This window comes from Pantoea sp. X-Soil-MYKO-1785 (assembly GCF_059730675.1).
The window spans coordinates 106,931-130,277 of the sequence record NZ_AP036001.1 but is presented as its reverse complement, the minus strand read 5'-3'; the positions used below and the strand labels follow the sequence as shown (position 1 = coordinate 130,277).

The 23,347-nt window shown below is 50.1% G+C and carries 28 protein-coding genes; 17 read left to right on the top strand and 11 right to left on the bottom strand.

What is annotated here, in order from left to right; genetic code table 11:
- Positions 1-172: 172 nt before the first annotated feature.
- Both AC6I8D_RS20470 and AC6I8D_RS20465 read right to left on the bottom strand, forming a co-directional pair.
- Positions 173-919 (bottom strand): SDR family NAD(P)-dependent oxidoreductase, encoded by a 747-nt coding sequence (locus AC6I8D_RS20470; RefSeq protein WP_497820767.1) that lies wholly within the window; start codon positions 917-919, stop codon positions 173-175.
- 1,027 nt (positions 920-1,946) lie between these two features.
- Positions 1,947-2,288 (bottom strand): hypothetical protein, encoded by a 342-nt coding sequence (locus AC6I8D_RS20465; RefSeq protein WP_497820766.1) that lies wholly within the window; start codon positions 2,286-2,288, stop codon positions 1,947-1,949.
- 90 nt (positions 2,289-2,378) lie between these two features.
- Here AC6I8D_RS20465 and AC6I8D_RS20460 point away from each other — a divergent pair, with 90 nt between their 5' ends.
- Positions 2,379-3,275 carry a LysR family transcriptional regulator gene (locus AC6I8D_RS20460; protein ID WP_497820765.1) on the top strand — a complete coding sequence of 299 codons (897 nt, stop codon included), beginning with the start codon at positions 2,379-2,381 and terminating at the stop codon, positions 3,273-3,275.
- 21 nt (positions 3,276-3,296) lie between these two features.
- Here AC6I8D_RS20460 and AC6I8D_RS20455 read toward each other — a convergent pair whose 3' ends face one another.
- From AC6I8D_RS20455 to AC6I8D_RS20435, 5 genes are all read right to left on the bottom strand, one after another.
- Positions 3,297-3,989 carry an RraA family protein gene (locus AC6I8D_RS20455; protein WP_497820764.1) on the bottom strand — a complete coding sequence of 231 codons (693 nt, stop codon included), beginning with the start codon at positions 3,987-3,989 and terminating at the stop codon, positions 3,297-3,299.
- 15 nt (positions 3,990-4,004) lie between these two features.
- On the bottom strand, positions 4,005-4,928 hold the full coding sequence (locus AC6I8D_RS20450; protein WP_497820763.1) for an NAD(P)-dependent oxidoreductase: 924 nt from the start codon (positions 4,926-4,928) through the stop codon (positions 4,005-4,007).
- Between the two features lie 12 nt (positions 4,929-4,940).
- Complete coding sequence (locus AC6I8D_RS20445) at positions 4,941-6,311, bottom strand: MFS transporter (RefSeq protein ID WP_497820762.1); 1,371 nt, start codon at positions 6,309-6,311, stop codon at positions 4,941-4,943.
- A 690-nt stretch (positions 6,312-7,001) separates the two neighbouring features.
- Complete coding sequence (locus tag AC6I8D_RS20440; RefSeq protein WP_497820761.1) at positions 7,002-8,204, bottom strand: DnaT-like ssDNA-binding domain-containing protein; 1,203 nt, start codon at positions 8,202-8,204, stop codon at positions 7,002-7,004.
- A 44-nt stretch (positions 8,205-8,248) separates the two neighbouring features.
- Complete coding sequence (locus AC6I8D_RS20435) at positions 8,249-8,494, bottom strand: helix-turn-helix transcriptional regulator (RefSeq protein WP_497820760.1); 246 nt, start codon at positions 8,492-8,494, stop codon at positions 8,249-8,251.
- Between the two features lie 115 nt (positions 8,495-8,609).
- Here AC6I8D_RS20435 and AC6I8D_RS20430 point away from each other — a divergent pair, with 115 nt between their 5' ends.
- The 13 genes from AC6I8D_RS20430 to AC6I8D_RS20370 all read left to right on the top strand — a co-directional run bounded on the left by AC6I8D_RS20430 (position 8,610) and on the right by AC6I8D_RS20370 (position 16,020).
- Positions 8,610-9,272, top strand: coding sequence for a LexA family protein (locus tag AC6I8D_RS20430; RefSeq protein WP_497820759.1), 663 nt, complete (start codon positions 8,610-8,612; stop codon positions 9,270-9,272).
- 873 nt (positions 9,273-10,145) lie between these two features.
- Positions 10,146-10,421 carry a hypothetical protein gene (locus AC6I8D_RS20425; protein ID WP_497820758.1) on the top strand — a complete coding sequence of 92 codons (276 nt, stop codon included), beginning with the start codon at positions 10,146-10,148 and terminating at the stop codon, positions 10,419-10,421.
- A gap of 69 nt (positions 10,422-10,490) precedes the next feature.
- On the top strand, positions 10,491-10,709 hold the full coding sequence (locus AC6I8D_RS20420) for a hypothetical protein (protein ID WP_497820757.1): 219 nt from the start codon (positions 10,491-10,493) through the stop codon (positions 10,707-10,709).
- A gap of 56 nt (positions 10,710-10,765) precedes the next feature.
- Positions 10,766-11,038, top strand: a complete 273-nt coding sequence (locus tag AC6I8D_RS20415; protein ID WP_497820756.1) for a hypothetical protein — start codon at positions 10,766-10,768, stop codon at positions 11,036-11,038.
- 186 nt (positions 11,039-11,224) lie between these two features.
- Entirely contained in the window at positions 11,225-11,431 is a 207-nt protein-coding gene (locus AC6I8D_RS20410; protein WP_122983653.1) for a ParE family toxin-like protein, read from the top strand.
- 104 nt (positions 11,432-11,535) lie between these two features.
- Positions 11,536-11,760 (top strand): hypothetical protein, encoded by a 225-nt coding sequence (locus AC6I8D_RS20405; RefSeq protein WP_069729679.1) that lies wholly within the window; start codon positions 11,536-11,538, stop codon positions 11,758-11,760.
- 137 nt (positions 11,761-11,897) lie between these two features.
- Entirely contained in the window at positions 11,898-12,107 is a 210-nt protein-coding gene (locus tag AC6I8D_RS20400) for a hypothetical protein (protein WP_497820755.1), read from the top strand.
- Positions 12,104-12,400: a host nuclease inhibitor GamL gene (gene gamL, locus AC6I8D_RS20395; RefSeq protein ID WP_497820754.1), complete on the top strand. Its 297-nt coding sequence runs from the start codon at positions 12,104-12,106 to the stop codon at positions 12,398-12,400. The genes AC6I8D_RS20400 and gamL overlap by 4 nt, the downstream gene beginning before the upstream one ends.
- Positions 12,397-13,215 (top strand): PD-(D/E)XK nuclease-like domain-containing protein, encoded by an 819-nt coding sequence (locus AC6I8D_RS20390; protein ID WP_497820753.1) that lies wholly within the window; start codon positions 12,397-12,399, stop codon positions 13,213-13,215. The genes gamL and AC6I8D_RS20390 overlap by 4 nt, the downstream gene beginning before the upstream one ends.
- Complete coding sequence (locus AC6I8D_RS20385; RefSeq protein ID WP_497820752.1) at positions 13,212-14,285, top strand: RecT family recombinase; 1,074 nt, start codon at positions 13,212-13,214, stop codon at positions 14,283-14,285. The genes AC6I8D_RS20390 and AC6I8D_RS20385 overlap by 4 nt, the downstream gene beginning before the upstream one ends.
- Position 14,286: 1 nt before the next feature.
- Positions 14,287-14,541, top strand: a complete 255-nt coding sequence (locus AC6I8D_RS20380; RefSeq protein ID WP_497820751.1) for an ANR family transcriptional regulator — start codon at positions 14,287-14,289, stop codon at positions 14,539-14,541.
- A gap of 125 nt (positions 14,542-14,666) precedes the next feature.
- Positions 14,667-14,915: an excisionase gene (locus AC6I8D_RS20375; protein ID WP_497820750.1), complete on the top strand. Its 249-nt coding sequence runs from the start codon at positions 14,667-14,669 to the stop codon at positions 14,913-14,915.
- Positions 14,893-16,020 (top strand): phage integrase Arm DNA-binding domain-containing protein, encoded by a 1,128-nt coding sequence (locus tag AC6I8D_RS20370; protein ID WP_497820749.1) that lies wholly within the window; start codon positions 14,893-14,895, stop codon positions 16,018-16,020. The genes AC6I8D_RS20375 and AC6I8D_RS20370 overlap by 23 nt, the downstream gene beginning before the upstream one ends.
- Positions 16,021-16,177: 157 nt before the next feature.
- Here the strand turns inward: AC6I8D_RS20370 and AC6I8D_RS20365 are convergent, their stop codons facing one another.
- The 4 genes from AC6I8D_RS20365 to AC6I8D_RS20350 all read right to left on the bottom strand — a co-directional run bounded on the left by AC6I8D_RS20365 (position 16,178) and on the right by AC6I8D_RS20350 (position 20,183).
- Positions 16,178-17,209 (bottom strand): methionine synthase, encoded by a 1,032-nt coding sequence (locus AC6I8D_RS20365; protein ID WP_497820748.1) that lies wholly within the window; start codon positions 17,207-17,209, stop codon positions 16,178-16,180.
- A gap of 27 nt (positions 17,210-17,236) precedes the next feature.
- Positions 17,237-18,220 (bottom strand): DUF1852 domain-containing protein, encoded by a 984-nt coding sequence (locus tag AC6I8D_RS20360; protein WP_312757833.1) that lies wholly within the window; start codon positions 18,218-18,220, stop codon positions 17,237-17,239.
- A gap of 326 nt (positions 18,221-18,546) precedes the next feature.
- On the bottom strand, positions 18,547-19,299 hold the full coding sequence (locus AC6I8D_RS20355) for an NAD-dependent epimerase/dehydratase family protein (protein WP_312757831.1): 753 nt from the start codon (positions 19,297-19,299) through the stop codon (positions 18,547-18,549).
- A gap of 122 nt (positions 19,300-19,421) precedes the next feature.
- A complete protein-coding gene (locus tag AC6I8D_RS20350; RefSeq protein WP_312757829.1) occupies positions 19,422-20,183 on the bottom strand; it encodes a FadR/GntR family transcriptional regulator in 762 nt (253 codons plus the stop codon).
- A 223-nt stretch (positions 20,184-20,406) separates the two neighbouring features.
- Between AC6I8D_RS20350 and AC6I8D_RS20345 the strand changes: the two genes are divergently transcribed.
- The 3 genes from AC6I8D_RS20345 to AC6I8D_RS20335 are packed head-to-tail and all read left to right on the top strand — an operon-like array spanning position 20,407 to position 23,343.
- A complete protein-coding gene (locus AC6I8D_RS20345; protein WP_497820747.1) occupies positions 20,407-21,147 on the top strand; it encodes an SDR family oxidoreductase in 741 nt (246 codons plus the stop codon).
- Between the two features lie 49 nt (positions 21,148-21,196).
- Positions 21,197-22,039: a fumarylacetoacetate hydrolase family protein gene (locus tag AC6I8D_RS20340; RefSeq protein ID WP_312053766.1), complete on the top strand. Its 843-nt coding sequence runs from the start codon at positions 21,197-21,199 to the stop codon at positions 22,037-22,039.
- A 26-nt stretch (positions 22,040-22,065) separates the two neighbouring features.
- Positions 22,066-23,343 carry an L-fuconate dehydratase gene (locus AC6I8D_RS20335; protein ID WP_497820746.1) on the top strand — a complete coding sequence of 426 codons (1,278 nt, stop codon included), beginning with the start codon at positions 22,066-22,068 and terminating at the stop codon, positions 23,341-23,343.
- Positions 23,344-23,347 lie beyond the last annotated feature (4 nt).

Below are 23,347 nucleotides of genomic sequence, written 5' to 3'. Positions count from 1 at the left end.
GCCACGCATATACCCGGCGAATCACGTTAAATAATGCCACTGAAAATTAGCGCAACAGGTACCCTTCCGGCACGAAGCATCTGTGCCGGACCACGTCGTGCCAGTAGGGCCGGTTCCTCTTGAAGGAGGAACTATCATTTTGCCCAAGACCTTCATTCTTCAGTAACAATGTTCAGATCTGAGATGCGCCGCCATCGGCAAAAATTTCCGCGCCGTTGATATAACTGGCATCATCACTGGCAAGGAAAACAACAGCTTTTGCTATTTCGTCTGTCTGGCCGATGCGACCAATCGGACTGCGGTCACGCAAAGACTGCAGGATGGCGTCAGCAGGTTCGGGAAGGAAATCGTGTAAGGATTGAGTATCCACCGGTCCGGGGCTGAGGATATTAATGCGAACGCCAGCACCTTTTATGTCCAGAATCCAGCTGCGTACCATTGCACGTAAAGCAGCCTTGGTGCCTCCATAAACACTGAGGCCCTGACCGGGATTAATTGAGGCCGTTGAACCTGTAATTACAATGCTGCTGCCTGGTTTCATCAGTGGTAATGCTTTCTGAACGGTAAACGTGATACCCCTGACGTTCGTTGTGAACTGACGATCGAACTTCTCCGGGGTTATCTGCCCGAGGGGTTCAAATTCGCCCATTCCGGCATTTGCTACCAGGATGTCGATGCGACCAAACCGGGACAATATTTGCTTATAAAAATTATCCAGTTCGGTGAGGCTGGATACATCCACCTGAAACTGACATGCATCCGGCCCAAGCGTACTGATTGCCAGTTCCAGTTTATTTTTGTCTCGCCCGGTAATGATTACGGTTGCGCCAAGTGCTGAAAGCTCCTGTGCTATTCCCAGACCAATGCCGGATGACGCGCCAGTTATAACTGCGATTTTTTTCTGAAAAGACTGAGCCATTGTGTATTGTCCTGATTGTTGTGAGCTAAGAATGTAGTGATCACTACACTCAAACAGCACGATACACAACAGGAAATTACACCAACAATTTTTAATTAAATAAAATCAATAAGTTAAACTTAACATTTGATGCTAAAGATTTTAGCGGTCACTATGTTGGTGAAATTATCACCGAAATGAAATAAAAAACAGGCTGGGATATACTGCCTTTGTGCGTGATGCAAAAGTAACTTTTGCACAGGCTATATTGCTGTATGCTGAAATTCTCTGGTGGTTCAGCGAGCTTGCAAAGTTTTAGTCTGAGAAAAAGCGCTGTATTGGTATGTTGCGTGGTCAGAACAGGTTACACCGTTTATGGCAACGTCTGCTTTGTGCTCATCACGCACTATATGCAACATGGCTCTTGATGCTCAGCCCCCTCTGAACCCCTCTGGAATCTCATAGCGCGCATCAACTATCGCGTTCACGTCACGGCGTGGCGCCCTTCTCACTTTAAACTTTTGTCCCCCTACCAGCCGCTGAGCCAGTTTCAGATCCCACTGCGCCTGCATGCCTAAAGGGACTGCATCAGTCCGCTTCGTGCCAGAAGCGGACCTTTATGTATTCAATTTGTGATATTTGAACAAACCTGAATGTTATATGCAGGATTAGAAAGTTCAATAATCGCAGTGGTTTATTATTTGCCTGTGACGATTGAATCATCAGTATTATGTGATTTAGTTTTCAATTTTAAGTTTTCTGCAAATGAGATACTTCGCCTGGACGTCTGCATGGTGTACTGAAAAAGCACATCGTAAAGCATGACATAATTTCTTAATCCTTCATTTACGCTCTGACTGAGCTTGTAAGTTAAACCAGTCAGAGTGTGATTTTTATTTGCTCCCCGTAACAGGCTACGGTCAAATACATTAACCCGGCCTTGCCATATGAGTTGCTCATCGCTGCTATACTTTTTTACTCTGCTAAACACACCTGAATTAGTGCGGTAATTGCCGGACAGATCATAACCTATAGCGTTTTTCCAGCGTCATATTTCATACTTCCCTTTACTTAAAGGCAGTTGAAAGCTGACAGGCTTCATGAACTCATTAATATATATACCGCTTAGCTTCACCGTAAAAAAAAGAATATCCTGTCTCGTTTCAAAATTTTTACTGGCATGAATAAATACTTTGCATTTAATCTCATTCGACTTCCATTTCCAGTTATTTATAAACCCGGAAGTCAGGGAGTTAAATATTTGCCATTCTGTTTCTCTGTCTTCAGACGCGAGTTCCTGAAAGCGGTCAATCATTTCACGCGCATATGGGTTCTGAAAAGCTTTCAGCACTGGATCGTTCATCCCTAAAAGCAACTTTTTATTTTGCATAATGTACTAACCTCCCGCCAGAACTGTAAACTGAGCTGGCTCTCACTACCCGTTACTCTTACTGCCCAAAGAAACCTGAAGGAAACACTTATGACACTGAAACAGCTCGAAGCATTCTACTGGGCAGCCAGTCTGGGTAGTTTCAGTGCTGCAGCGAACAAACTGAACGTTACACAGTCAACGCTTTCCAAGCGTATTCAGGAACTGGAAGTCACATTAGGACGATCCCTCTTCACTCGTACAACGCAAAACATCTCTCTGACCGACTCAGGCCACCGCATTCTGGCCCTGTCCCATCAGATGCTGCAGATGGAGAATGAAATCGTTAAATCTGCCACAGGTGATACATGGATTGGGGGCTTTTACCGGGCTGGTATCAGTGAGCTTACGGCAACAACCTGGTTTCCGGCCTTCGCGGCACGTTTATATCAGGATAATGAAAATCTTACCCTTGAGTCTCACGTTGATCTCGCATCTGCACTCTCCAAAAAACTGTTAAAGGGTGAAATTGACTTTGCTATATTACCCTTCAGTTCTTACAGTAATCACAGTTTTAACTCCGTCCCTTTGTCTGTCGTTAATTTTTTATGGGCTTCTTCTCCACAACGTATTCCTGAAAACCGCAGATTAAATTTAAAGGAAATCAGCATTCATCCTCATATTACTATGACCAGCGAATCTCAGTTAAAAAGTGCATATGATACATGGGCTGCCATGCATAAAATAAATCCAAAGCGTTTCATTTCATGTAATTTACTTAATGCCATTGTTGCACTGACAATTGCTGATGTCGGAATAAGCCTGCTTCCTGAAAGCCTGGTAAAAAAACTCTCTGAACGCGGAGAACTGACAGCTCATTTATGCGATGTGCCACTCCCTCAGATAGAATATTCTTTCTGCTGGAAAAAAGACGATACAAGGCTGTCAATTTCCGCGATGGCGAATATTGCTGTTGAATACGCTAATTACGATTTAAAAGATAACTGATAACTTAATTAAATTTAAAAATTAAATAAGCGTCTCATCCTTTTGGATTACACCTGCAGCACGAAGTGCATCATCCAGCCAGGGCGAAACCAGGATACCGCTGGCAATTTCTTCAAGTCGCTGTCCTTCCTGCTCAACTTTTTTAGCCGCAGCCTCAAGTACCTGTTCAACCTCCGCTGCGGGAATGACGACTACGCCATCGCAGTCACCTACCACCAGATCGCCAGACGAGACTGAAACGTTACCCAGCGAAACGGGGTGACAAATCTTACCGTCAATGTTTTTAGTTGGACCGGCCGGGTTGCGCCCTGCAGCAAAAATCGGCATTGAGGAGTGACTGATTGTGTCAAAATCACGCGAAGCACCATCCACTACAAAACCGCCCAGTCCTGCGGCCTCTGCCTGTTTCACCATCAGTTCCCCAAACAGTGCTCCGGAACCGTAACCGTGACCAGCAACAACGATAACATCTCCTGGTTTAGCTAATGCCAGTGCAACATGAAACATCAGGTTATCACCAGGCCTGACTTCAACCGTAAAAGCCGTACCGACCAGTTTCATGTCATTTCGCAATGGCGCAACAGCGCTGTGTAGTGCACCTCGACGACCGGCAACATCTGACAGGATTGCTGCCTGATACTCGCGTGCACGTGAAATTACACTTTCTGGCAGGCGTTCAAACGCAACCAGCTGATCAAATTTAGTCGTGCGCATTTCTGACTCCTTTATTCAAACTGCGTTTTTAGGTTCTGAGCCGCTCAGGACGGCTTCGATATTTTCCAGCGCGCCCATACCCATACGGACCAGAGATTCATTACTGGTCCCGGCTACGTGCGGTGAGCCGATAAAATTGTTCAGGGATAATAACGGGTGAGCAGGATCAACAGGTTCATCCACGAATACGTCACAGGCTGCAGCAAAAATAACGCTGTTTCTTAATGCATCATAAAGATCCGCCTCATTAACCACACCGCCACGGGAAACATTAATCAGAATGCTTTCCGCTTTCATGATGCGTAACTGCTCCGCAGAAATCAGGTTATTCGTTGCTTTTGTCAGCGGGACATGCAGGCTGATTATGTCGCTGGATTCAAGCAGAACATTCAGCTCTGTTACCCGCTCAGCTCCGTATTTACTGAAGGTGCTGTCGGAGGCGAAGGGATCATAGGCCACGACTTTTGCCCCAAACCCGTGAGTAAATATTGCTGCGACGCGCCCGCCTATATCCCCAAGGCCAATCAGGCCGACTGTCTTGCCCGCAATTTCAAATGCAGCCGGCTCAGCGCGGAACACGCCTTGCTTGAGCCTGGAAGGATAGATATTTACGTTGCGATAAAGTGACAGTGTTAAAGCCACTACGTATTCCGCAACGCTGACTGCATTCGCTGACGGTGTATTAGTGACAATTACGCCAAGCTCTCTGGCAGCATTAATATCAATGTTGTCAACGCCCACACCATGTTTGGCAACAATTTTCAGGCATCTGGCCTGTTCAAGATCCTCACGGCTTACCACCCAGGTACGGACAATCAGGGCATCGGCCTCATTTCTCCAGTCACGGTCACGTGATTCGGGATATGCCACAACTTCATGGTTTTCGCGTGCCTTAGCAATGACGCTTTCATGTACAGGATCGAGCACATAAATTTTCATACCTACTCCTTGTTATAACTGGTGACCTATCTGATGTTTTTCTGTGCTTACTGCTGGCTCAGCATGTGTGTGTTCTTTCTCCAGTGGCTCAGTCATGGTTATTAGCAACATAAACGCAACCAGAGAGCTGATGCTGAGGAAAATAAACACCTGATCCCAGCCGCCTGAATCAAGAATCAGTCCGACGACAAACGGCGCGACAGCACCTCCAACGGAACCAACGGTATTCACGACTGAAACGGCTAAAGGAACTTTTTCTTTTTCTACGAGACCCATGGGATAAACGAGAAACGTTGAATATCCAATGTTAAGCAGTACGCCGGTGACAAAGAAAAGCACGGCAATCAGGGCAGGTACAGATGGTGTATTGATCAGTACATACATCATCACTACCGTTGAGGCTGAAGTGATAAACATAACCGGCTTACGTCTCTTCCTGAAAAGACGATCAGACATCATGCCACCCAGGATGTTGCCAACGATGGCACCCAGCCACGGAGCAGATGCAACGAAGCCCATACTGAGTATTGAAAGATGTTTAACATTGACCAGATAAGTCGGGATCCAGGTCATTATTGAGTAGGTGATGCCTACCATCAGGCCATAACCTATTGCACATGCCCAGTTATTCCATGATGAAAATATCTGACGGGAAGTGCTCAGTTTCTCAACGCGACGGGCACGGATAAGGAAATCAAATCTGGTTTTTTCAACAACCCCTGACTTCTTATTTAATGCGCGCTCATTAGCATCTGAATTAAGGATGTAATCTTTTTCACTTTCTGAGCAGAATTTGCTTTTCGATGGGTCATCTTTAACCAGGAAAAGCCACAAGACGGCAATAATAAAGCCAGGAACAGCAAAAATATAAAACACTTCACGCCATCCCCAGTTAAATACAATGAAAGCACAGAGGGGAGGCACAAAAGCTGGCGCAAACTTTATTGACGACATGAAAATGCCGGTCGCTAATCCTTTTTCACGGGCAGGGAACCAGCGGTTAATAATGGATACAATGCCGATATTAAGCGGGCCTTCAGAGGCACCCAGTAGCGCTCGGGCAATTTTTAGCTGCAGTACACTGGTCGTAAAGCCCATCAAAAGGGTCGACAGCGAGGTCAGGATCATACAGCCGGATAAAATACGTCCAATTCCAAACCTGCTGAATAAAAAGCCAGAGGGGATCTGCACCGCAGCGTAAGTAATGTAAAAAAGACTGGCGAGCATGCCAATATCTGTATTTGTCAGGTGATATTCTTTCTTAATGAAAGGCACCACCACACCGATATTAGCCCTGTCCGCGCCAGCAATCATGTACACCATAAAAAACATTACGGCGACTACCCAGCGATATTTTCCAGCTTTGGGAGATGTCGTTGTCATATATTTATCCTGGTTGTTTACAGATGTAGGGTCACTGCTTCAGTAAAATAATTACCTGTACTGTGACAAATCTGTTAAAGAAATTTATCGGTGAGGGGTTATGAATTTTTCGAATGAGCAACATTTTTTGATATAATCAAAAGATACAGTATAAATAATGTGATCTTCGTCGCCTAAATTAATAATTTTACGTTTCAATGCGTGATGAAAATCACTCTTCGTTTTGTTTTATGAAAGTCGCTTCACAAAAGCATTCTTTACAGGCATATGAAAAAAATTCAACGCAGATCACATATGTTGCTCAGATAAATCAGCCTCCATGTTGTTATAAAACATTTTAGCGATGCAATGCTTCTTTTCTCAGAATCAAGGTTTACCTTCATTTCCCGCAATGTTCAGACTAATCGCCTATTTCTGTAAATAATGCCAGATCCTCTACGATTTCAGATACCTGAGCCGCTACTTATGGTCGGACAGCGGCTCTTCCTGCCTGTGCTGCCCGCATACCTGAGGTTTACACGGTTACTGCTTCTTATCCGCCCTTTGTAGTCATGCTGCGCGGAAATTATAGCGTTCCTGAAATATCTGAAGGTCATTCCTAATCTGGACAGCTCACTGCCATATCAGCTGCAAACAGAACGTCTGCTTTTCGCTCAAAGCGGACTAAGAGCAACATGATGCCTGTCACGTTCACGCCCCCCTGAACCCCTCCGGAATTTCATAGGGCGCATCAGCTATCGCGTTCACGTCACGGCGTGACGCCCTTTTCACCTTTAACTTTTGTCCCTCCGCCAGCCGCTGAGCCAGCTTAAGGTCCCACTGCGCCTGTCTGAACTGTTTTCCTTCCGATCGCCAGAACGCGCAGAACTCAGCTATCTGAGACGGCTCCGGGGGTTTATCAAGCGTCATGCCTGCCTCTGCTGCAATCTGAATCAGGTCAGAAGATGGTTGCCACTCAGGATGCATGGCGAACCGTTCCTGTGGTACCGGCGAAAAGATATGGCATGTTCGCATGCTTGCTGCCGGGTCATTCAGAGGGACAGGTTCTGCAGGGTTTCGTTGCGTTACGCCGGATGCGTTACGAATGTTCGTTACGCCAGGAGGTGTGTCACCGTAACGCTGGTCAGAAACGTAACGTTGTACATCACCGTTACGCGTTACGCCGGCCGTTACGTTATGCGTTACGTCTTCAGTAACGTTACGGTTACGCCCTGTGACAGGGTATCTGACCGTTGCTACCTGTGCCGCCTGAGCACCCTGCCCTGCTCTCAGCCCTTGACCTGTCTGGGTTTGTGGCTGTTCAGCCTCAAAGTTATCCACAGAATCCGGAAAAGTCCTCGCGCGCGCGGTGTGTGTGTTTTGTTTTAGATCTTCTTTTCTTATCTTATCTAACGTCACCGTTACGTCACGCGTTACGCTCTCCGTTACGTTATGCGTTACGTCACCCGTTACGTTACGCTTTGCCTTCTGACGCTCACGATAGCGCCGCTGCCGCTCAGCACCTGTTGAAGCCCGCTTGCATTCGGGAACGTTATTTTCACAGAAGTTAGGCAGAATGACCCAGCGGTTTTCCGCATCGAAGATGGCCCATCCGACAGCGGCCATCGCTTCCCCGAATCCATCGAATTCTGCCAGAACATCCAAGTAACTGAGATCGACGTTATGGAACACGCCGTCACTGGTGTGCTCATTGGCGGCACTCCAGATCGCATGAAGCGCCGCGAGCGTGACGCACCGCGTCACGTTACGCGTCATAAGTGTGGAGCGTTGTCCGCCGACAGAGACATCGAACCCTTCACTGCCATCCGCCGGGTTCTCAAGCAGAGCAGCAATCTCATTAACTTTGGGGTGTGACTTCAGAGAAGTACGCATTTTGATCCAGTTTTCTGACATAACGGCACCTCCCTGAGTCAAAAATCGTTAGACCAATAGTGACGCTAAAGGTATTGATGGTAAGGATAAGCATTTGGAACCAAGTGAGGGTCGGGAGGAAAGACATCATCTAGCTCAACGTCGGCACCTAACTCTCTAAGCGCATGCACTAACATTCTGCAAGTCTGGAGGTTAGGTTTTCGGCGCTTATTTTCATAATGTCCGATAGCGCCTTGGCTACATCCAACTCTTTGAGCCAGAAGAGATTGAGATACATTAATTTGTTGTCGAATTGTCTTTAGATGACACATAGGGAACTCCAAAACAACGAAAGAAGTTAATAATACATATCGTACTAAATACAGGCAAGAGGGTTAATACATTTTGTGTGTTGTTAGAATTAATACGCTTCGTAATAATTTGCGTATGCATATTCCATGGAATCAACTGGCTAAGGCCAGAATGAAACAAATTGGCCTTACACAGGAAAGGCTTGCAGAGGCTTTGGGCAAAACCCAAGGTGCGATTGGCCATTGGCTGAATGGACGCCGCGAGCCAAGCATTGAAGATATATCTGCAATGATGAAAGTGTTGGGTCTCAAGGAACTGATTCTAAGCTCCTCTGGTATGGTAATTTATCCAGATGAAGCGCTTTTAAATGTCTCTGATCCGCAACCTCACCACGAGGTCAAAAGCTTCCCGGTAATAAGCTGGGTATCAGCAGGAAATTGGTCTGAAGCTCTGGAACCTTTTGACTCTAAAGATATTGAGGATTGGTCACAGACAACAGCTAAAGCCAGCGAAAAAAGCTTTTGGCTGACAGTCAAAGGTGATTCTATGACTGCTCCAACCGGCTTAAGTATACCGGAAGGGATGAAAATTTTGGTAGATCCAGCTGTTGAACCCGCTAATGGCAGATTAGTAGTTGCTAAACTTGAAAAGGAAAACGAAGCAACCTTTAAGAAGTATGTTATTGATGCAGGTCAACATTATCTCAAGCCTCTTAACCCTAGTTATCACATGATCCCGTTTGATAGTAACTGTCGAATCATTGGGGTAGTTATAGAAGCCAAACTTGAAGGGCTTTGACGATCGTTTAGATTGCTTACGACAATACAAATTTCAAGTAAAGCTTATCTGCTTAGTTCTTAACTGAATAAAATTACCGGTAAATCATATAATTGCAATTATTTACCATTTATAGCACAAATTGTATTGACTAATATTAATACAATATGTATTTTTTAGTTGTTCCAGTTTTGTGTCATCCGTTGTGACACATTAGTTAAGGCTGGAAGATAAACTTTCTACTTAAGCATGCTGAACGGCGCAGCATACCGTCGGGCGGGAGGAGTGCACAAGCGCAAGATCCCGAAGTGGCAGAACCCACCTTCCTCTCAACAAACGAGATGGCACTTGCCAGTGTCATTTCCTTTGTTGATGGAGGTTTTCATGAAGAAGCACAGTGCCCTGTGCCCCGTTTGTGGTCGCAGGTTTGACCCACGGTCACCACTGATACACATCAGTAGTCATCATCAATCAGCATCGACTCATGAGTTAATCCTGATACGCGACGCCCGACGTCTCTGCTTCGGGAAGAGTAAGCCCGTCAAAAATAAATCACCCTGCTTACTCTGAGTCATCCCTTTTCCCATGACTTATTGGAAACCATTACCGCAGTTCAGAACGAGGTTTAGCGGGAATGGTTTCTGCATTCATTCAGAATTGTGAAGCTGAACACCACTATAACTTCACTGTCAGGGGGGCTTTAGCACCATGCAGTTCTGAATGTTCAGGCAGCTTGATTCCATAATTACGAGTGTTAACTAACTGACCAAGTGCCTGCTCTTTTATCCCGCCTCGTGCGGGATTTTTTTTATCACGAAGATGCTCACACAGAGCCTCTCGTGCTCTGCCACCCTATCACTCTGCCAGAATGGCAAACTCTTCTAAGGAGTAATTATGTTATATCGCGAAGCTGCAGTGCGTATCAGCCAGACCGTACATATGGTCTCCGATGTACTCAACATGTCGGCTGAACAGATGTTCAGTTACGAAAAGGAGGGCAAAATTACAGAAGAACAGGCAGGTACCCACATGCACAAGGTCAATGTGATCCTGGAAATCCTTTATGCCGAACTACTGGACCCTATTATTGCTGCCTATCCTGATTTAGGCCCTGCATGCTGCTGCTGTGCCGATTCAGAAGCCGAAGGAGATGGTAACAAGCAATTTTAACCTTAACCCTCCCCTGAGTCATAAACCGCCATTAAGGCGGTTTTTTTTCGTCCAAACCCGGAGAAAACTATGCACAAAAACAAACCTTCGCGTGTGCTGAGCCAGAAAGAAATGCGCAGCCTCGCTCTTGTTCACGTGCAGGCGTATGTCAATGCCTGTCACTGCCAGTCCCGCCGCGATGTGCTGCTTGCGCTGGCCCACTGGCAGGATGTGGGCGTGAACATGAGTGATTTCATCAGAAATACACGCCTCATCGTCATAGATGAAAAAGGCAAATACGAACTTTAAGTGGCCGTTCCGCCAGCCCTTTACCGACAGCATATTCACCTGACCCGGAGGTCATCATGCAACATCGTGAGACTGCAGAAAAAGCCACAGAAGCGCTGCTGAATGTGGCTTATCAGCTGTGTTCATTAATAAATATGTTCGAAGCGAGTGAGAAGGAGGGAAAAATCAGTAAAGAAGAAGGAGAAACATACCGGCGCGCCGTAATGGGCTCAATGGATGAATTACTGACTTCAACCCTCACGCCTATTGTCGACATTCACCCTGATTTACGGCCTTCAGGCTGCTGTTGCTGTGCAGATCCAGAGGCAGAAGAGGATAACCAGTCATAACGGTGTCTCTCATAACGTAAACATAACCGCCCGCTGTGGCGGTTTTTTTATACCTCAACGGAGACGAGACATGAATATCCCTGCCCGTAATAGCATGTTCATCGGCATACCCGGTTCGCTGAACCGAATGGTGCCTATTGTTCAGAAACTCGCGGCAGCCTGTGCTGCTGAGATGAGGTTGCGCTCATGCCGAAACCTCGTGCTCCGGTAAGGATCAAACAGCGCGCCGAAAGGATTATCCATTCATGGCGTGCCGGACAAATCCGGGCGAGGCGAACCTGTCGTGACAGATACCTCACGCTTCGGGTCACCCCGCAATGGCGGCTCCTCTCCAGAGATAACGGACAGCATTGGGAGTTGCTCAGTCACGCAGATTATGACAAACAGATTTAAGGCCAGCGCTTCGCTTAGGCACCCCGCTGGCTTAGGCAGCCAATCATCAATGTTTAATCACTGACCTTCTGCTGAGGACGGGCCAGCGCGATTAAGGAGTAACCGTGAAAATTGATTACATCACCAATGGTGTGCGTTCGATACTCACCATCAAGAGCTTCATTTTATGTCTTTCTGAGCATATCCGTGTTGTTGAGGCTGCACTGGAAGCCGCCCCTGAAGCTGATGTCACAACTACCGGCATTATTATTCTCCGGACACTGATATCAGGTGATCCGGTGAGTATCTTTGCCGCGCTGAACGCCGCAAGACAAGAGGAGGAGTATTGAACTACCCCCCTTTAACGGGTTGTGGTCTTGTCCGGTAAATTTCCATTTTACCTTCTGGCCACACCTCTTTCTGACAGCCAGCCCGGCTTTTCACTAAGCGTATTCGTTTAACCCAACTGTTCAAAGGACCATTTCCCATGATGCAACCAGCCATCAGGGGCGATGCCGCTTTTGCTCGCCCTTCTCACGCCATCCGCGATATCGAGTTTTCAGCAGAAAACATCGTTACCGGTGCCAGTTTTTCATCGTCATCCTCTCCGGCACTGCCACCTCAACCACCACTGCCGCTGATTCAGGTGGCTTTCGATCGTGTTATCGGAATTCTGCTTAAGGAGGGTCAGCCATGATGACGCCATATGCTTTGCTGGAAAGACACAAGGACCTGCTTGATGTGCAGGAGCAGGAGGCGATAAGGAAGGAGCAGTGGATCGATGATGAGGCACAGCGACTTCTGACCTGCTTTCCGGATCATCTTTATCTGTTCCGCCACTGGAACCTGCATCCTGAGGTGAAGAAATGCTGTGCTCATCTGGAAGCAAATGAGACTTACATCGATTTTATTACGAAACTGGCTTACCTGCAGGCGACCCGCAATTACGAGCTTCAGGTCGTGCTTGGGTGGGAGGAACCTGCGCAATGAAACCCGGTATTTATTTTGGCCTCAGTAATGAGGCCTATCAGTCGGGCCCGGGCGTCAGCAAATCACAGCTGGATGATATTGCAGTTGATCCGGCGATCTACCTCTGGCGGAAAAATGCGCCGGTCGACGATGAGAAGATCACAGCACTGGATATGGGCACTGCCCTGCACTGCCTGCTGCTTGAACCCGATGCGTTTGATGCGCGCTTTATCGTCGCGCCGGAATTTAACCGGCGGACCACTGCTGGCAAGGCGGACGAAAAACAGTTTCTGCAGGAGTGTGCTGAGAGCGGCAGAAAGGTTATGGACGCTGAACAGGGCCGCAGACTCTGGCTCATGCGCGACAGCGTCTTTTCCCACCACGGCGCGCGCTTTTTTCTGGAAGCCGCGGGGCAGTGTGAAGCGTCCATCTACTGGATGGATGATGAAACAGACGAGCTGTGCCGCATCCGCCCGGATAAATACCTGACAGAGCGCCCCGTCATGGTGGATGTGAAGAAAGTCGCTGACATGGCGCGCTTCGCGCGACACATCGAAGAGTTCCGCTATCACGTCCAGGTCGCCATGTATCGCGAAGGTTTCCGCCGGCACTTCGGTGAGACCCCGCAGTTCATTTTTATCGCCGTCAGCGAATCGGCTGACTGTGGCCGCTATCCGGTACGCCTCTATGAGCTGAGCCGGGATGATGTCGCAGCCGGTTACGATCTGTTCCGGCGTGACCTGAACCGCTTTCATGACTGCGTCATCACAGGTAACTGGGGTGGCATTCAAGAAATCTCACGCCCTGAATGGGCCCGGAAAAAGGACAGACTATGAGTAACGACATGACCGAAACATCCCTGACCGGAACAGACAGCCGCTCGGCCGTATTCAGCCCGGACGGGCTCGATAAGCTCATCCGCTTTGCTGCTGTCATGGCTGAGGGACACGTTACCGTCCCTGCACACCTGAAAGGTAATGCTTCCGACTGCCTGGCCGTAAGCATGCAGGCGGTTCAGTGGGGCATGAACCCCTTCGCGGTGGCGCAGAAAACCCACCTCGTTCACGGTGTTCTGGGGTATGAGGCACAACTTGTGAACGCGGTCATCACGAGCATGGCACCGACTCATGATCGCCTTCATTACGAGTGGTACGGCCCCTGGGAAAACGTTATCGGCAGGTTTAAAGAAAAAACATCTGCAAAAGACAGCGACAAAAAATTTTACGTTCAGGCCTGGACGTTCACAGATGAGGAGAAATGCGGCGTACGTGTCTGGGCAACCATGAAAGGCGAGAAACATCCCCGGGTCCTTGAATTACTGCTTTCCCAGGCACAGCCCAGAAACTCACCGCTCTGGGCCACGGATCCTAAGCAGCAGTTAGCGTACCTGGCAGTGAAGCGCTGGGCCCGGCTGCACTGTCCGGATGTCATTCTCGGGGTTTATACCCCGGATGAGATCGGGTCAGAGACGCCTCCTATGCGTGACATCACGCCGGTGGAAACAGCAGAAGATCTGAATGCCCTCATCAATGCCCAGACGGAAACCAGACCGGCTCAGCACACTGAACCGGAGGCCAGGCCGGCAGAACGTTCAGAACCGTTGACGACATCAGAAGAAACTGCCGGCAAAAACGCCGTGACCAGGACCTCTCAGGGAACGCCCGAAAGCCCGTCACCGGCAAAGCGAACGGCAGAAACGCTCCTGGCTGATTTCACCGAGGCAGCTGCGAAGGCAGAGACCATTGATGAGCTGGCCCGTTGCTACCGCTACGCAGCCCAGATGCTGTCGGATGACACTAACCTGCTGAGTAAGGCAACGGATGTCGCGCGTATAAGAAGAGAAGAACTCAGTGAGCAGAAGACAGGCCGTATGCCCTCTGAGCCGGGTACTGAACAGGAGCAGTGAAATGTGGATATGGAAAGACCCCGTCAGCGGGGAAATCCTGACGACCTATGGTTCGTATGCCATCGAGGCCGCCAGGGCTGAAAGGCTGAACCTGTATGGTCGTGCAGCAACATTATGGGAAAAAGCGCGTTCACTGCCCTGCTCTGAAGCAGACAGGGAGTGGGCCGGATTAAGAAAACAGTTCTGCCAGACGGCAAAACGCAATGCCTGGGGAAAAAGCGATGGTAATGACAGCAAACCTGTCAGCTTACCGTGACCGTACAGCCTGTTACCAGGCACGGGCCGGTCCCGGATAAAGCGGAATAAAATATTATGCTCGCCGCAGAAGTCATGTGAGACGCGGCATCAGATCAGAACAGCAGAAATTATGCGGAAAAAATTATGGCCCGTATGATCAAATTAACCGCATGGGCAGCAGAAGAGTTTGGTGAACCCGTTCCGGGAATCGCCACTCTCAGCAAATACGCGAAGAACGGCATGATATATCCCCTTCCAGTTAAGGTCGGAAACTGCTGGCGCGTGGACCGGTCTGCCCGGTTTACAGGAACGCAGGGTAAGCCCGCGGTTTACACAGATGATAACCCTGTGCTGAAAAGGATCCTTGAAGATGGCCAGACCAAGAAAATATAACGTAACTATACCCGGGCTTTCATGTTATCTGGATTCGCGCACCAAGCGTGTTTACTGGCGTTATAAACACCCTGTCACCGGCAAGTTTCATGGACTCGGCACAGATGAAAATGAAGCCCGTCAAATCGCCACTGAAGCCAATATCCGGTTAGCGCAGAGCCGGCTGCAGAATTTGCTACAAGTGCGTCGCCACATTGCTGATGATGTTGCCGGAAAAATAACGGTTTCCTGCTGGGCTGAAAAGTACCTTCGAATACAGGAGAGGCGCTTTGAAAACGGCGAAATAAAAACGCCCACAGTCAGGAGCCGGAAAACAGTTACCAGAGTCCTCGTTAGGGAGCTGGGATTGAAATATATGGATGAAGTTTCGGTAAAAGATATCAGTAATATTCTTGAGCATTATATTGAGCAGGGTAAATCCACCATGGCACAGGCTATTCGGAATATTGCTGTGGATTTTTTCAAAGAATCCCAGAGAGCCGGGGAAGTCAGCCCCGAATTTAACCCTGCACTTTTAACCCGCGCACCCAAAGTCAGAATCAGACGTACCCGGCTCGATATAGAAACCTGGCAGAAAATATATGACTGCGGGACATATCCTGCTTATCTGCAGCGTGCCATGCTGCTGGCATTACTAACCGGCCAGCGCATCAGCGATATAACAAAAATGAAGTTTTCAGATATCTGGGACGGCTATCTTCATGTACAGCAGGAAAAAACCGGTGCGCGAATTGCTATTCCACTATCCCTACGCTGTGAAGTTCTCGGGCTGAGCCTGGAAGAGGTCTTAAACCGGTGCCGCGATAATATTCTGAGCCCTTATATCCTGCATCACACGAGGAGAAGCGGATCATCTGAAAGAGGCGACCCGATAACGTCACACACCCTCCGGACCCATTTCATGGCTGCTCGTCAGGCAACGGGCCTTAAATGGGAAACAGGCGCAGCACCAACCTTCCATGAACAGCGTTCGCTGTCAGAACGGCTTTACCGGAAACAGGGTGTCGATACACGTACGCTGCTGGGTCATAAAAGACAGGAGATGACAGATAAATATAACGACGATCGTGACCAGGGATGGAAGCATCTGGTGGTTAAAAAATAATCCGTTTTGCAGAAGAGTTTTGCAGGGGTTTTGCAGAAGACCCTTTTTACAGCCGCTAAAACGGCGCAGATCCAGATGAACTCAGTCCGGAAGATCTCCGAAAACCGGCCGGATTAAACGGTCCGGACTGAGCCTTTTCAGATGTGCAGAAAGGGGATTATTTGCCGAGAATTTCCCGGCGCACGATGTCAGCACCCGCGCTTAACGCGGCCAGTTTGCCGCTGGCAACCTGACGGGATAGCGGCACCATGCCGCAGTTGGTCGACGGATAAAGTTTATCTGCATCAACGAATTGCAGCGCTTTACGCAGGGTACTGGCGACCTCTTCAGCGGTTTCAACGGCGTTAGTTGCCACGTCAATTGCCCCCACCATCACCTTTTTACCGCGAATCAGCTCAATCAGATCCATCGGCACGCGTGAGTTCTGACACTCCAGCGAAATGATGTCGATGGCTGATTTCTGCAGCTTAGGGAACACCTCTTCATACTGCCGCCACTCGGTGCCGAGCGTCTTCTTCCAGTCGGTGTTGGCTTTGATACCGTAGCCATAACAAATGTGGACAGCCGTTTCACATTTAAGCCCTTCAACGGCTCGTTCTAACGCGGCAATGCCCCAGTCGTTGACTTCATCGAAGAAGACGTTAAAGGCGGGTTCATCAAACTGGATGATATTGACGCCGGCCGCCTCTAATTCTCTGGCTTCCTGGTTGAGGATTTTGGCAAATTCCCAGGCGAGTTTTTCACGGCTTTTGTAGTGACCGTCATAAAGCGTATCAATCATCGTCATCGGGCCGGGCAGCGCCCATTTGATCGGCTGGCGGGTCAGCTGACGCAAAAACCGGGCGTCTTCAACAAATACCGGCTTCAGGCGGGCAACCTCACCGACTACTGAAGGCACGCTCGCATCATAACGATCGCGGATTTTGACGATCTGACGTTTTTCAAAGTCGACACCGCTGAGGTGTTCAATAAAAGTGGTGACAAAATGCTGACGTGTTTGCTCACCATCACTGACAATATCGATGCCTGAGTGCAGCTGATCTGCCAGGCTGATACGCAGCGCATCAAGTTTGCCCTCAGCTAATTCATCACCCTGCAATTTCCACGGCGACCACAGGGTTTCAGGTTGGGCCAGCCATGAAGGTTTAGGTAAACTGCCAGCAGTCGATGTCGGTAATAATGTGTTCATAATAAATAACCTTTTTATTTAGAGGGTTCAAACAACGGGCTGGGCAAACCATTGTTCAAGAAGCGTCTGCCAGGGCTTAATGAAAAGTTCTTCCGTAAATTTACCCTGTTCAACGGCCAGCTGGCTGCGCTCTTCGCGATCGTAAACAATGCGCGTTAATGAATAATCCTGATGCGTCAGGCTGGGCTGATAGACATTTCCCGCTGCTGAATTGGCATTGTAAATTTCAGGCCGGTATATTTTCTGAAACGTTTCCATGGTGCTGATGGTGCTAATCAGTTCGAGGTTGCTGTAATCATGCAGCAGATCACCCTGGAAATAAAAAGCCAGCGGCGCAACGCTGTTACGCGGCATGAAATAACGCGCCCGCAGGCCCATCTTCGCGAAATAGTCATCGGTCAGCGAGGTTTCATTCTGGGCATATTCATCACCCAGCACCGGATGATGATTGCCGGTGCGGTGATAGGTATTTTTACTGGAGACGCTCAGGCATATCACCGGCGATTTACTGAATTTCTCTTTATAGGCCGCTGAGTTAACGAAGCTTTTGAAGATATTTCCATGCAGCACGCCATAATTTTCCGGCGTGCTGAATTCAGTTCTGTTCTTATTGTGGGCGGGCAACACCACGCTGAAATCATAATCACGCACATACGATGAGAAGTTATTGCCGACAATGCCTTCAATGCGCTGCTGGGTGTGATGATCAATAATATGCGTTTTTAAAACTTCAATCACCGGGAAAGCATCCGCACGGCCTTGCGCATTGATCGCCAACTCAACCGAGATGATTTCCAGCTCTACCGAATAACGGTCACCTTTCGGGTTATCCCAGTTCGCCAGCGAGTTAAAACGGTTATCAATCATGACCAGCGCGTTGCGTAAATTATCCTGACGCTTTTCACCCCGCGCTAAGTTGGCAAAATTAGTGGTGATGCGCGTATTTTCAGACGGATTATAGTTCTCGTCGAAACGCAGACTTTTAAGAGTAAATGTAAACGCATTATTCATCGCAATCTGGCACCCTGATCGTCTGATATAAAATATGAGATTCGCAATATTTTGCGGAGAGAAACCGGGCAGCGCTGGCGAATCTTCATATTATCAATTGATATTAACAATGCATCCTTTATGCCTCAGACGGAGAGTGAAAAAAAGTGATTTAATTTCACCGAACATGAGAGATGTTCATGTTCGGTTAACAGGATGAAGATGAGGTGTTACCGCGATGGCGGGCATCAGCCCTGCCCGCATCAATGTCGTCTCTGTCTGTTCATCCTTCCCTCAGACACGGGCCCGCGATTTCAACGCAGTTAGACGTAATGAGAAATATTCCGTCAGAAGTTTAGCGATGCCGTGCCGAATTGCCGGAAGGCGTCATCCACCGGTTGATAACCCAGCACTTCCCGGGTCGCGGTGAGGTCAAAGCGCTTAAACCGATTATCTGAAATTCCATAGCCGATAAAGAAGCTGATATTTTCCGCCTCAATCGCACAGGTTAGCAGCCTGACCGCATCCTGCGGACTCAGCCAGGCGCTGTAGTCGCGGGCATTTTTCAGCACGCCGGCCTGTGGTGGTTCAAAAGCCCCGATTCTGAGCGCGATACAGGAAAGCCCGCGCTGACTGGCATAAAAAGAGCAGAGCGCCTCACCGAAACACTTGGTGACGCCGTACAGATTAGCCGGCGCAACCGCCATCGCTGGCTGGATCTGTACATCAACCGGATAACCCTCAATGGTCTGGGCGCTGCTGGCAAAAACAAAACGACGACAGGCAGTGGCGGCAGCGGCTTCAAGCAGCCAGGTGACGGCAAGGATATTGGCAGGCAGCAGCTGTTCGAAGGTGGCATCGGCATGCGGGATACCGGCCAGGTGGACGATGGTATCAGGCTGCGCGGTGGCCAGCAGCGTTGCCGCCGCGCCCGGCAGTGAAAGATCGGCGGCGATAAACTGATGCGGCGTCGCGATTTCATAATCCGGCAGTTTCAGGTCGGTCAGGATGAACTCATAGGCTTCACTCAAAGCGCTGAAGCAGGTGCGGCCAATCCGGCCACTGGCACCGGTGAGCAGGATCTTTTTGCGGTCTGGCATTCTCTCTGTTCCCTGATTAATGGTATCGGATGGTGATCAAATGCAGATTAAAAATTGTGACGCTGACCTGCTGCGACAGCTAACGCGGATAACCCAACCGCGCGGTCGCGGCACGCGCTGTATCACCCCTGGCCGAAAATCTTAATCACCGCATCCAGATGCTCCTTCATTGCCTTCTTCGCGGCACGGCTGTCACGCGCTTCCAGCGCATTCAGAATGGCGAGATGTTCAATCTCAGAACGGTGCGGCATGTCCTGTGGAGTGTAGTGTAGCTGCAAGCTGCGGAACATAGTGCCGTAACGGTGGCCCAGCAGATGGCCGATGATAAATGCATAGGCGGGATTTCCACTGGCCTGAGCAATGCGGATATGGAACAGACGATCGCCAGGGTGGGTCGCCGAACCATTGCGATTATCGTAGCAATTTTGCTCATATGCCTGCCTGATCGCAGCAAGTTCTTCATCAGTGGCGTTTCTTGCCGCCAGCGCAGCCGTTTCGGGTTCGATCAACCGGCGGGTCTGTAACAGCGAAAATGGCGGCAGCTCAGCGGTAAAGTCCAGTTCAATGTTCAGCTCATCATCAACGTCGGCCCACTGATTGCGGCCCGCCTGCGACATCACCGGTTCCTGAGAAGGCGCAGCCGGTTGAGCTGGCGGCTGACGTACAATCACGCCGTTACCGACCCGCACATCCACCAGCCCAATCACTTCAAGCGCGATCAATGCTTCCCGCACCGACGCGCGGCTGACCTGCAGCAGACTGGCTAATTCACGCTCGGCTGGCAGTCGGCTGCCGGGTGGAAACTCTTTATTATCAATTAATGTTTTTAGCTGGTCAGCTATCTGCCTGTAAATCCTTGGGTTTTCTAATCTTTTTATCGGCATCGGACACCTGAGGTCAATTCTCATTAAGTGATTCAGCTAGCATTTTCCAGACAAAAATCTTGCTGCTTTGTTTTATGCATGTAAAAAATTGGTTAACCGAAATGGCGTTTTAAGCAGAAGCTTGCTGGACATCTTAGCAAAAAGCACTGGTTTTAACGCTTTTTTTTCACCCCTAATGGCCTGACCATTAGACCTATAAAATGATCGTTGATTGGGAGTCACCATGAACCTGGCAGGGAAAAAAGTACTGATTACCGCCGCTGGACAAGGCATTGGTTTCACCACCGCAGCCCTGTTTGCCCGTGAAGGTGCAGAGGTGATTGCCACCGATATCAATATCAGCGCGTTACAGCAGATACCGGGAATCACAGCGCAGCGGCTCGACGTCACCGATCCTCAGGCGATCGCCGCGCTGGCAGAAACCACCGGTCCGCTCGATGTGCTGTTTAACTGCGCCGGTGTGGTTCACAGCGGCGACATAATCAGCTGCAGCGAAAGCGAATGGCAGTTCGCGCTGGATCTCAATATCACCGCGATGTTCCGCATGATCCGCGCTTTTCTGCCAGCGATGCTGGAGCGCAATTACGGCTCGGTGATCAACATGTCGTCGGTCGCCTCCAGTATCAAAGGCGTGCCAAACCGCTTTGCCTACAGCGCCTCAAAAGCGGCAGTGATTGGCCTGACCCGTTCGGTGGCAGCAGATTACGTCACCCGTGGCATCCGCTGTAATGCGATTTGCCCCGGCACGGTGGAATCGCCTTCCCTGCGCCAGCGCATTACCGCCCAGGCACTGGCCGAAGGACGCAGCGAAGCCGACGTTTATGCGGCGTTTGTTGCCCGTCAGCCGATTGGCCGGATGGGTAAAACCGACGAGATCGCCCAGCTGGCGCTCTATCTTGCCTCTGATGCCAGTTCCTACACCACTGGCACGGTACAGATTATTGACGGCGGCTGGAGTAACTGATCCCGCAGCCGCTCTGCTTCCCTGACATTTCACAGAAGGATAGTGATCGATGAAACTACTACGTTACGGCAACCCAGGTTCCGAACGCCCCGGGCTGCTGGACAGCAACGGAAGACTGCGCGATCTCACTGCTCACGTCGCCGACATCGACGGCGATGCCCTGCAACCGGCGACGCTGAACGCATTGCGCCAGCTCGATCCGCACAGCCTGCCGCTGGTGAGCGGTGAACCCCGTCTGGGCGCATGCGTCGCCAGAAGCGGGAAATTTATCTGTATCGGCCTGAACTACGCCGATCACGCGGCCGAGACCGGAGCTGAAATCCCGAAAGAACCGGTGGTCTTCAGTAAATGGACCAGCGCCATTGTCGGCCCGAACGATGACGTCGAAATCCCGCGTGATTCGGTGAAAACCGACTGGGAAGTTGAGCTGGGCGTGGTGATCGGCACCGGCGGCCGCTATATCAGCGAAGCCGATGCCATGGCACACGTCGCCGGTTACTGCGTGATCAACGACGTCTCTGAACGGGAATTTCAGATTGAGCGCGGCGGAACCTGGGACAAAGGCAAAGGCTGCGACACCTTTGGTCCGATTGGTCCGTGGCTGGTTACCGCCGATGAAATTCCCGATCCGCATCAGCTAAACCTGTGGCTGGAAGTGGATGGCCGGCGTTATCAGAACGGTAATACCCGCACCATGATTTTCCGCATTCCCGAAATCATCAGTTATCTCAGCCGTTTTATGAGCCTGCAACCCGGCGACATCATCTCTACCGGTACTCCGCCGGGCGTCGGTCTGGGACAAAAACCGCCGCTGTATCTGAAAGCCGGTCAGGTTATGCACCTTGGGATTGAAGGACTGGGTGAACAGCGTCAAAAGACGGTACAGGCATAGCCTCATTACAGCGGAAGGAATTTTCGATGACGACGATTACGGCTTTACGTGTAGAGGATGTGCGCTTCCCGACGTCGCTGACGATGGACGGTTCGGATGCGATGAACCCGGATCCCGACTACTCCGCGGCGTATGTGATTCTGGAAACCGACCATCCGACGCTGCAGGGCCACGGCCTGACCTTCACCATCGGGCGTGGTAACGAAATCTGCTGTGCCGCGATCGGCGCACTGCAGCATCTGATCGTTGGCCGCCGACTGGCGGATATTACTGCCGATATGGGAAAATTCTGGCGGGATTTCACCAGCGACAGCCAGCTGCGCTGGATTGGGCCGGACAAAGGCGCTATCCATCTGGCGACCGGTGCCGTAGTGAATGCGGTATGGGATTTATGGAGTAAAGCGGTCGGCAAACCGGTATGGCAGCTGGTGGCGGATATGACGCCGGAAGAGCTGGTGCGCTGCATTGATTTTCGCTACATCACCGACTGCATCACTCCGCAGGAGGCGCTGACGCTGCTGCAACAGCGTGCAGACAACAAAGCACAGCGCCTTGAAAAACTGCTGGCGGAAGGTTACCCCTGCTACACCACCTCGGCCGGCTGGCTGGGCTATCCCGACGACAAGCTGCGCCGTTTGTGTCAGCAGGCGGTCGATGCCGGCTTCGATTACCTGAAGCTGAAAGTCGGACGTGACCTGGAAGATGACATTCGCCGGGTGCGGATTGCCCGCGAAGTGATCGGTCCGGACCGCAAGCTGATGATCGACGCCAATCAGGTGTGGGAAACCCGCGATGCCATTCCGTGGGTGAATGCGCTGGCGTTTGCCGATCCCTGGTTTATCGAAGAACCGACCAGTCCGGATGATATCGAAGGCCATCGCACCATTCGTCAGGGTGTCGCGCCGGTCAAGGTCGCCACCGGCGAGATGTGCCAGAACCGCATCATGTTTAAGCAGTTCATCATGCGCGAAGCGATTGATGTGGTGCAGATTGACGCCTGCCGCATGGGCGGCATCAACGAAGTGCTGGCGGTGATGCTGATGGCGGCCAAATACAACCTGCCGGTCTGCCCGCATGCTGGTGGAGTCGGGTTATGCGAGTACGTGCAGCACCTTTCGATGATCGATTATCTCTGCATCGCCGGAACCCATGAAGGCCGGGTTATCGAATACGTTGACCACCTCCATGAGCATTTTGTCGATCCCTGCGAGATCCGCGGTGCCGCCTATATGCCGCCCAAATCACCTGGCTTCTCCATCGAAATGCATCAGGCATCGATCGATAAATATCGCTACCACGCCTGAGACG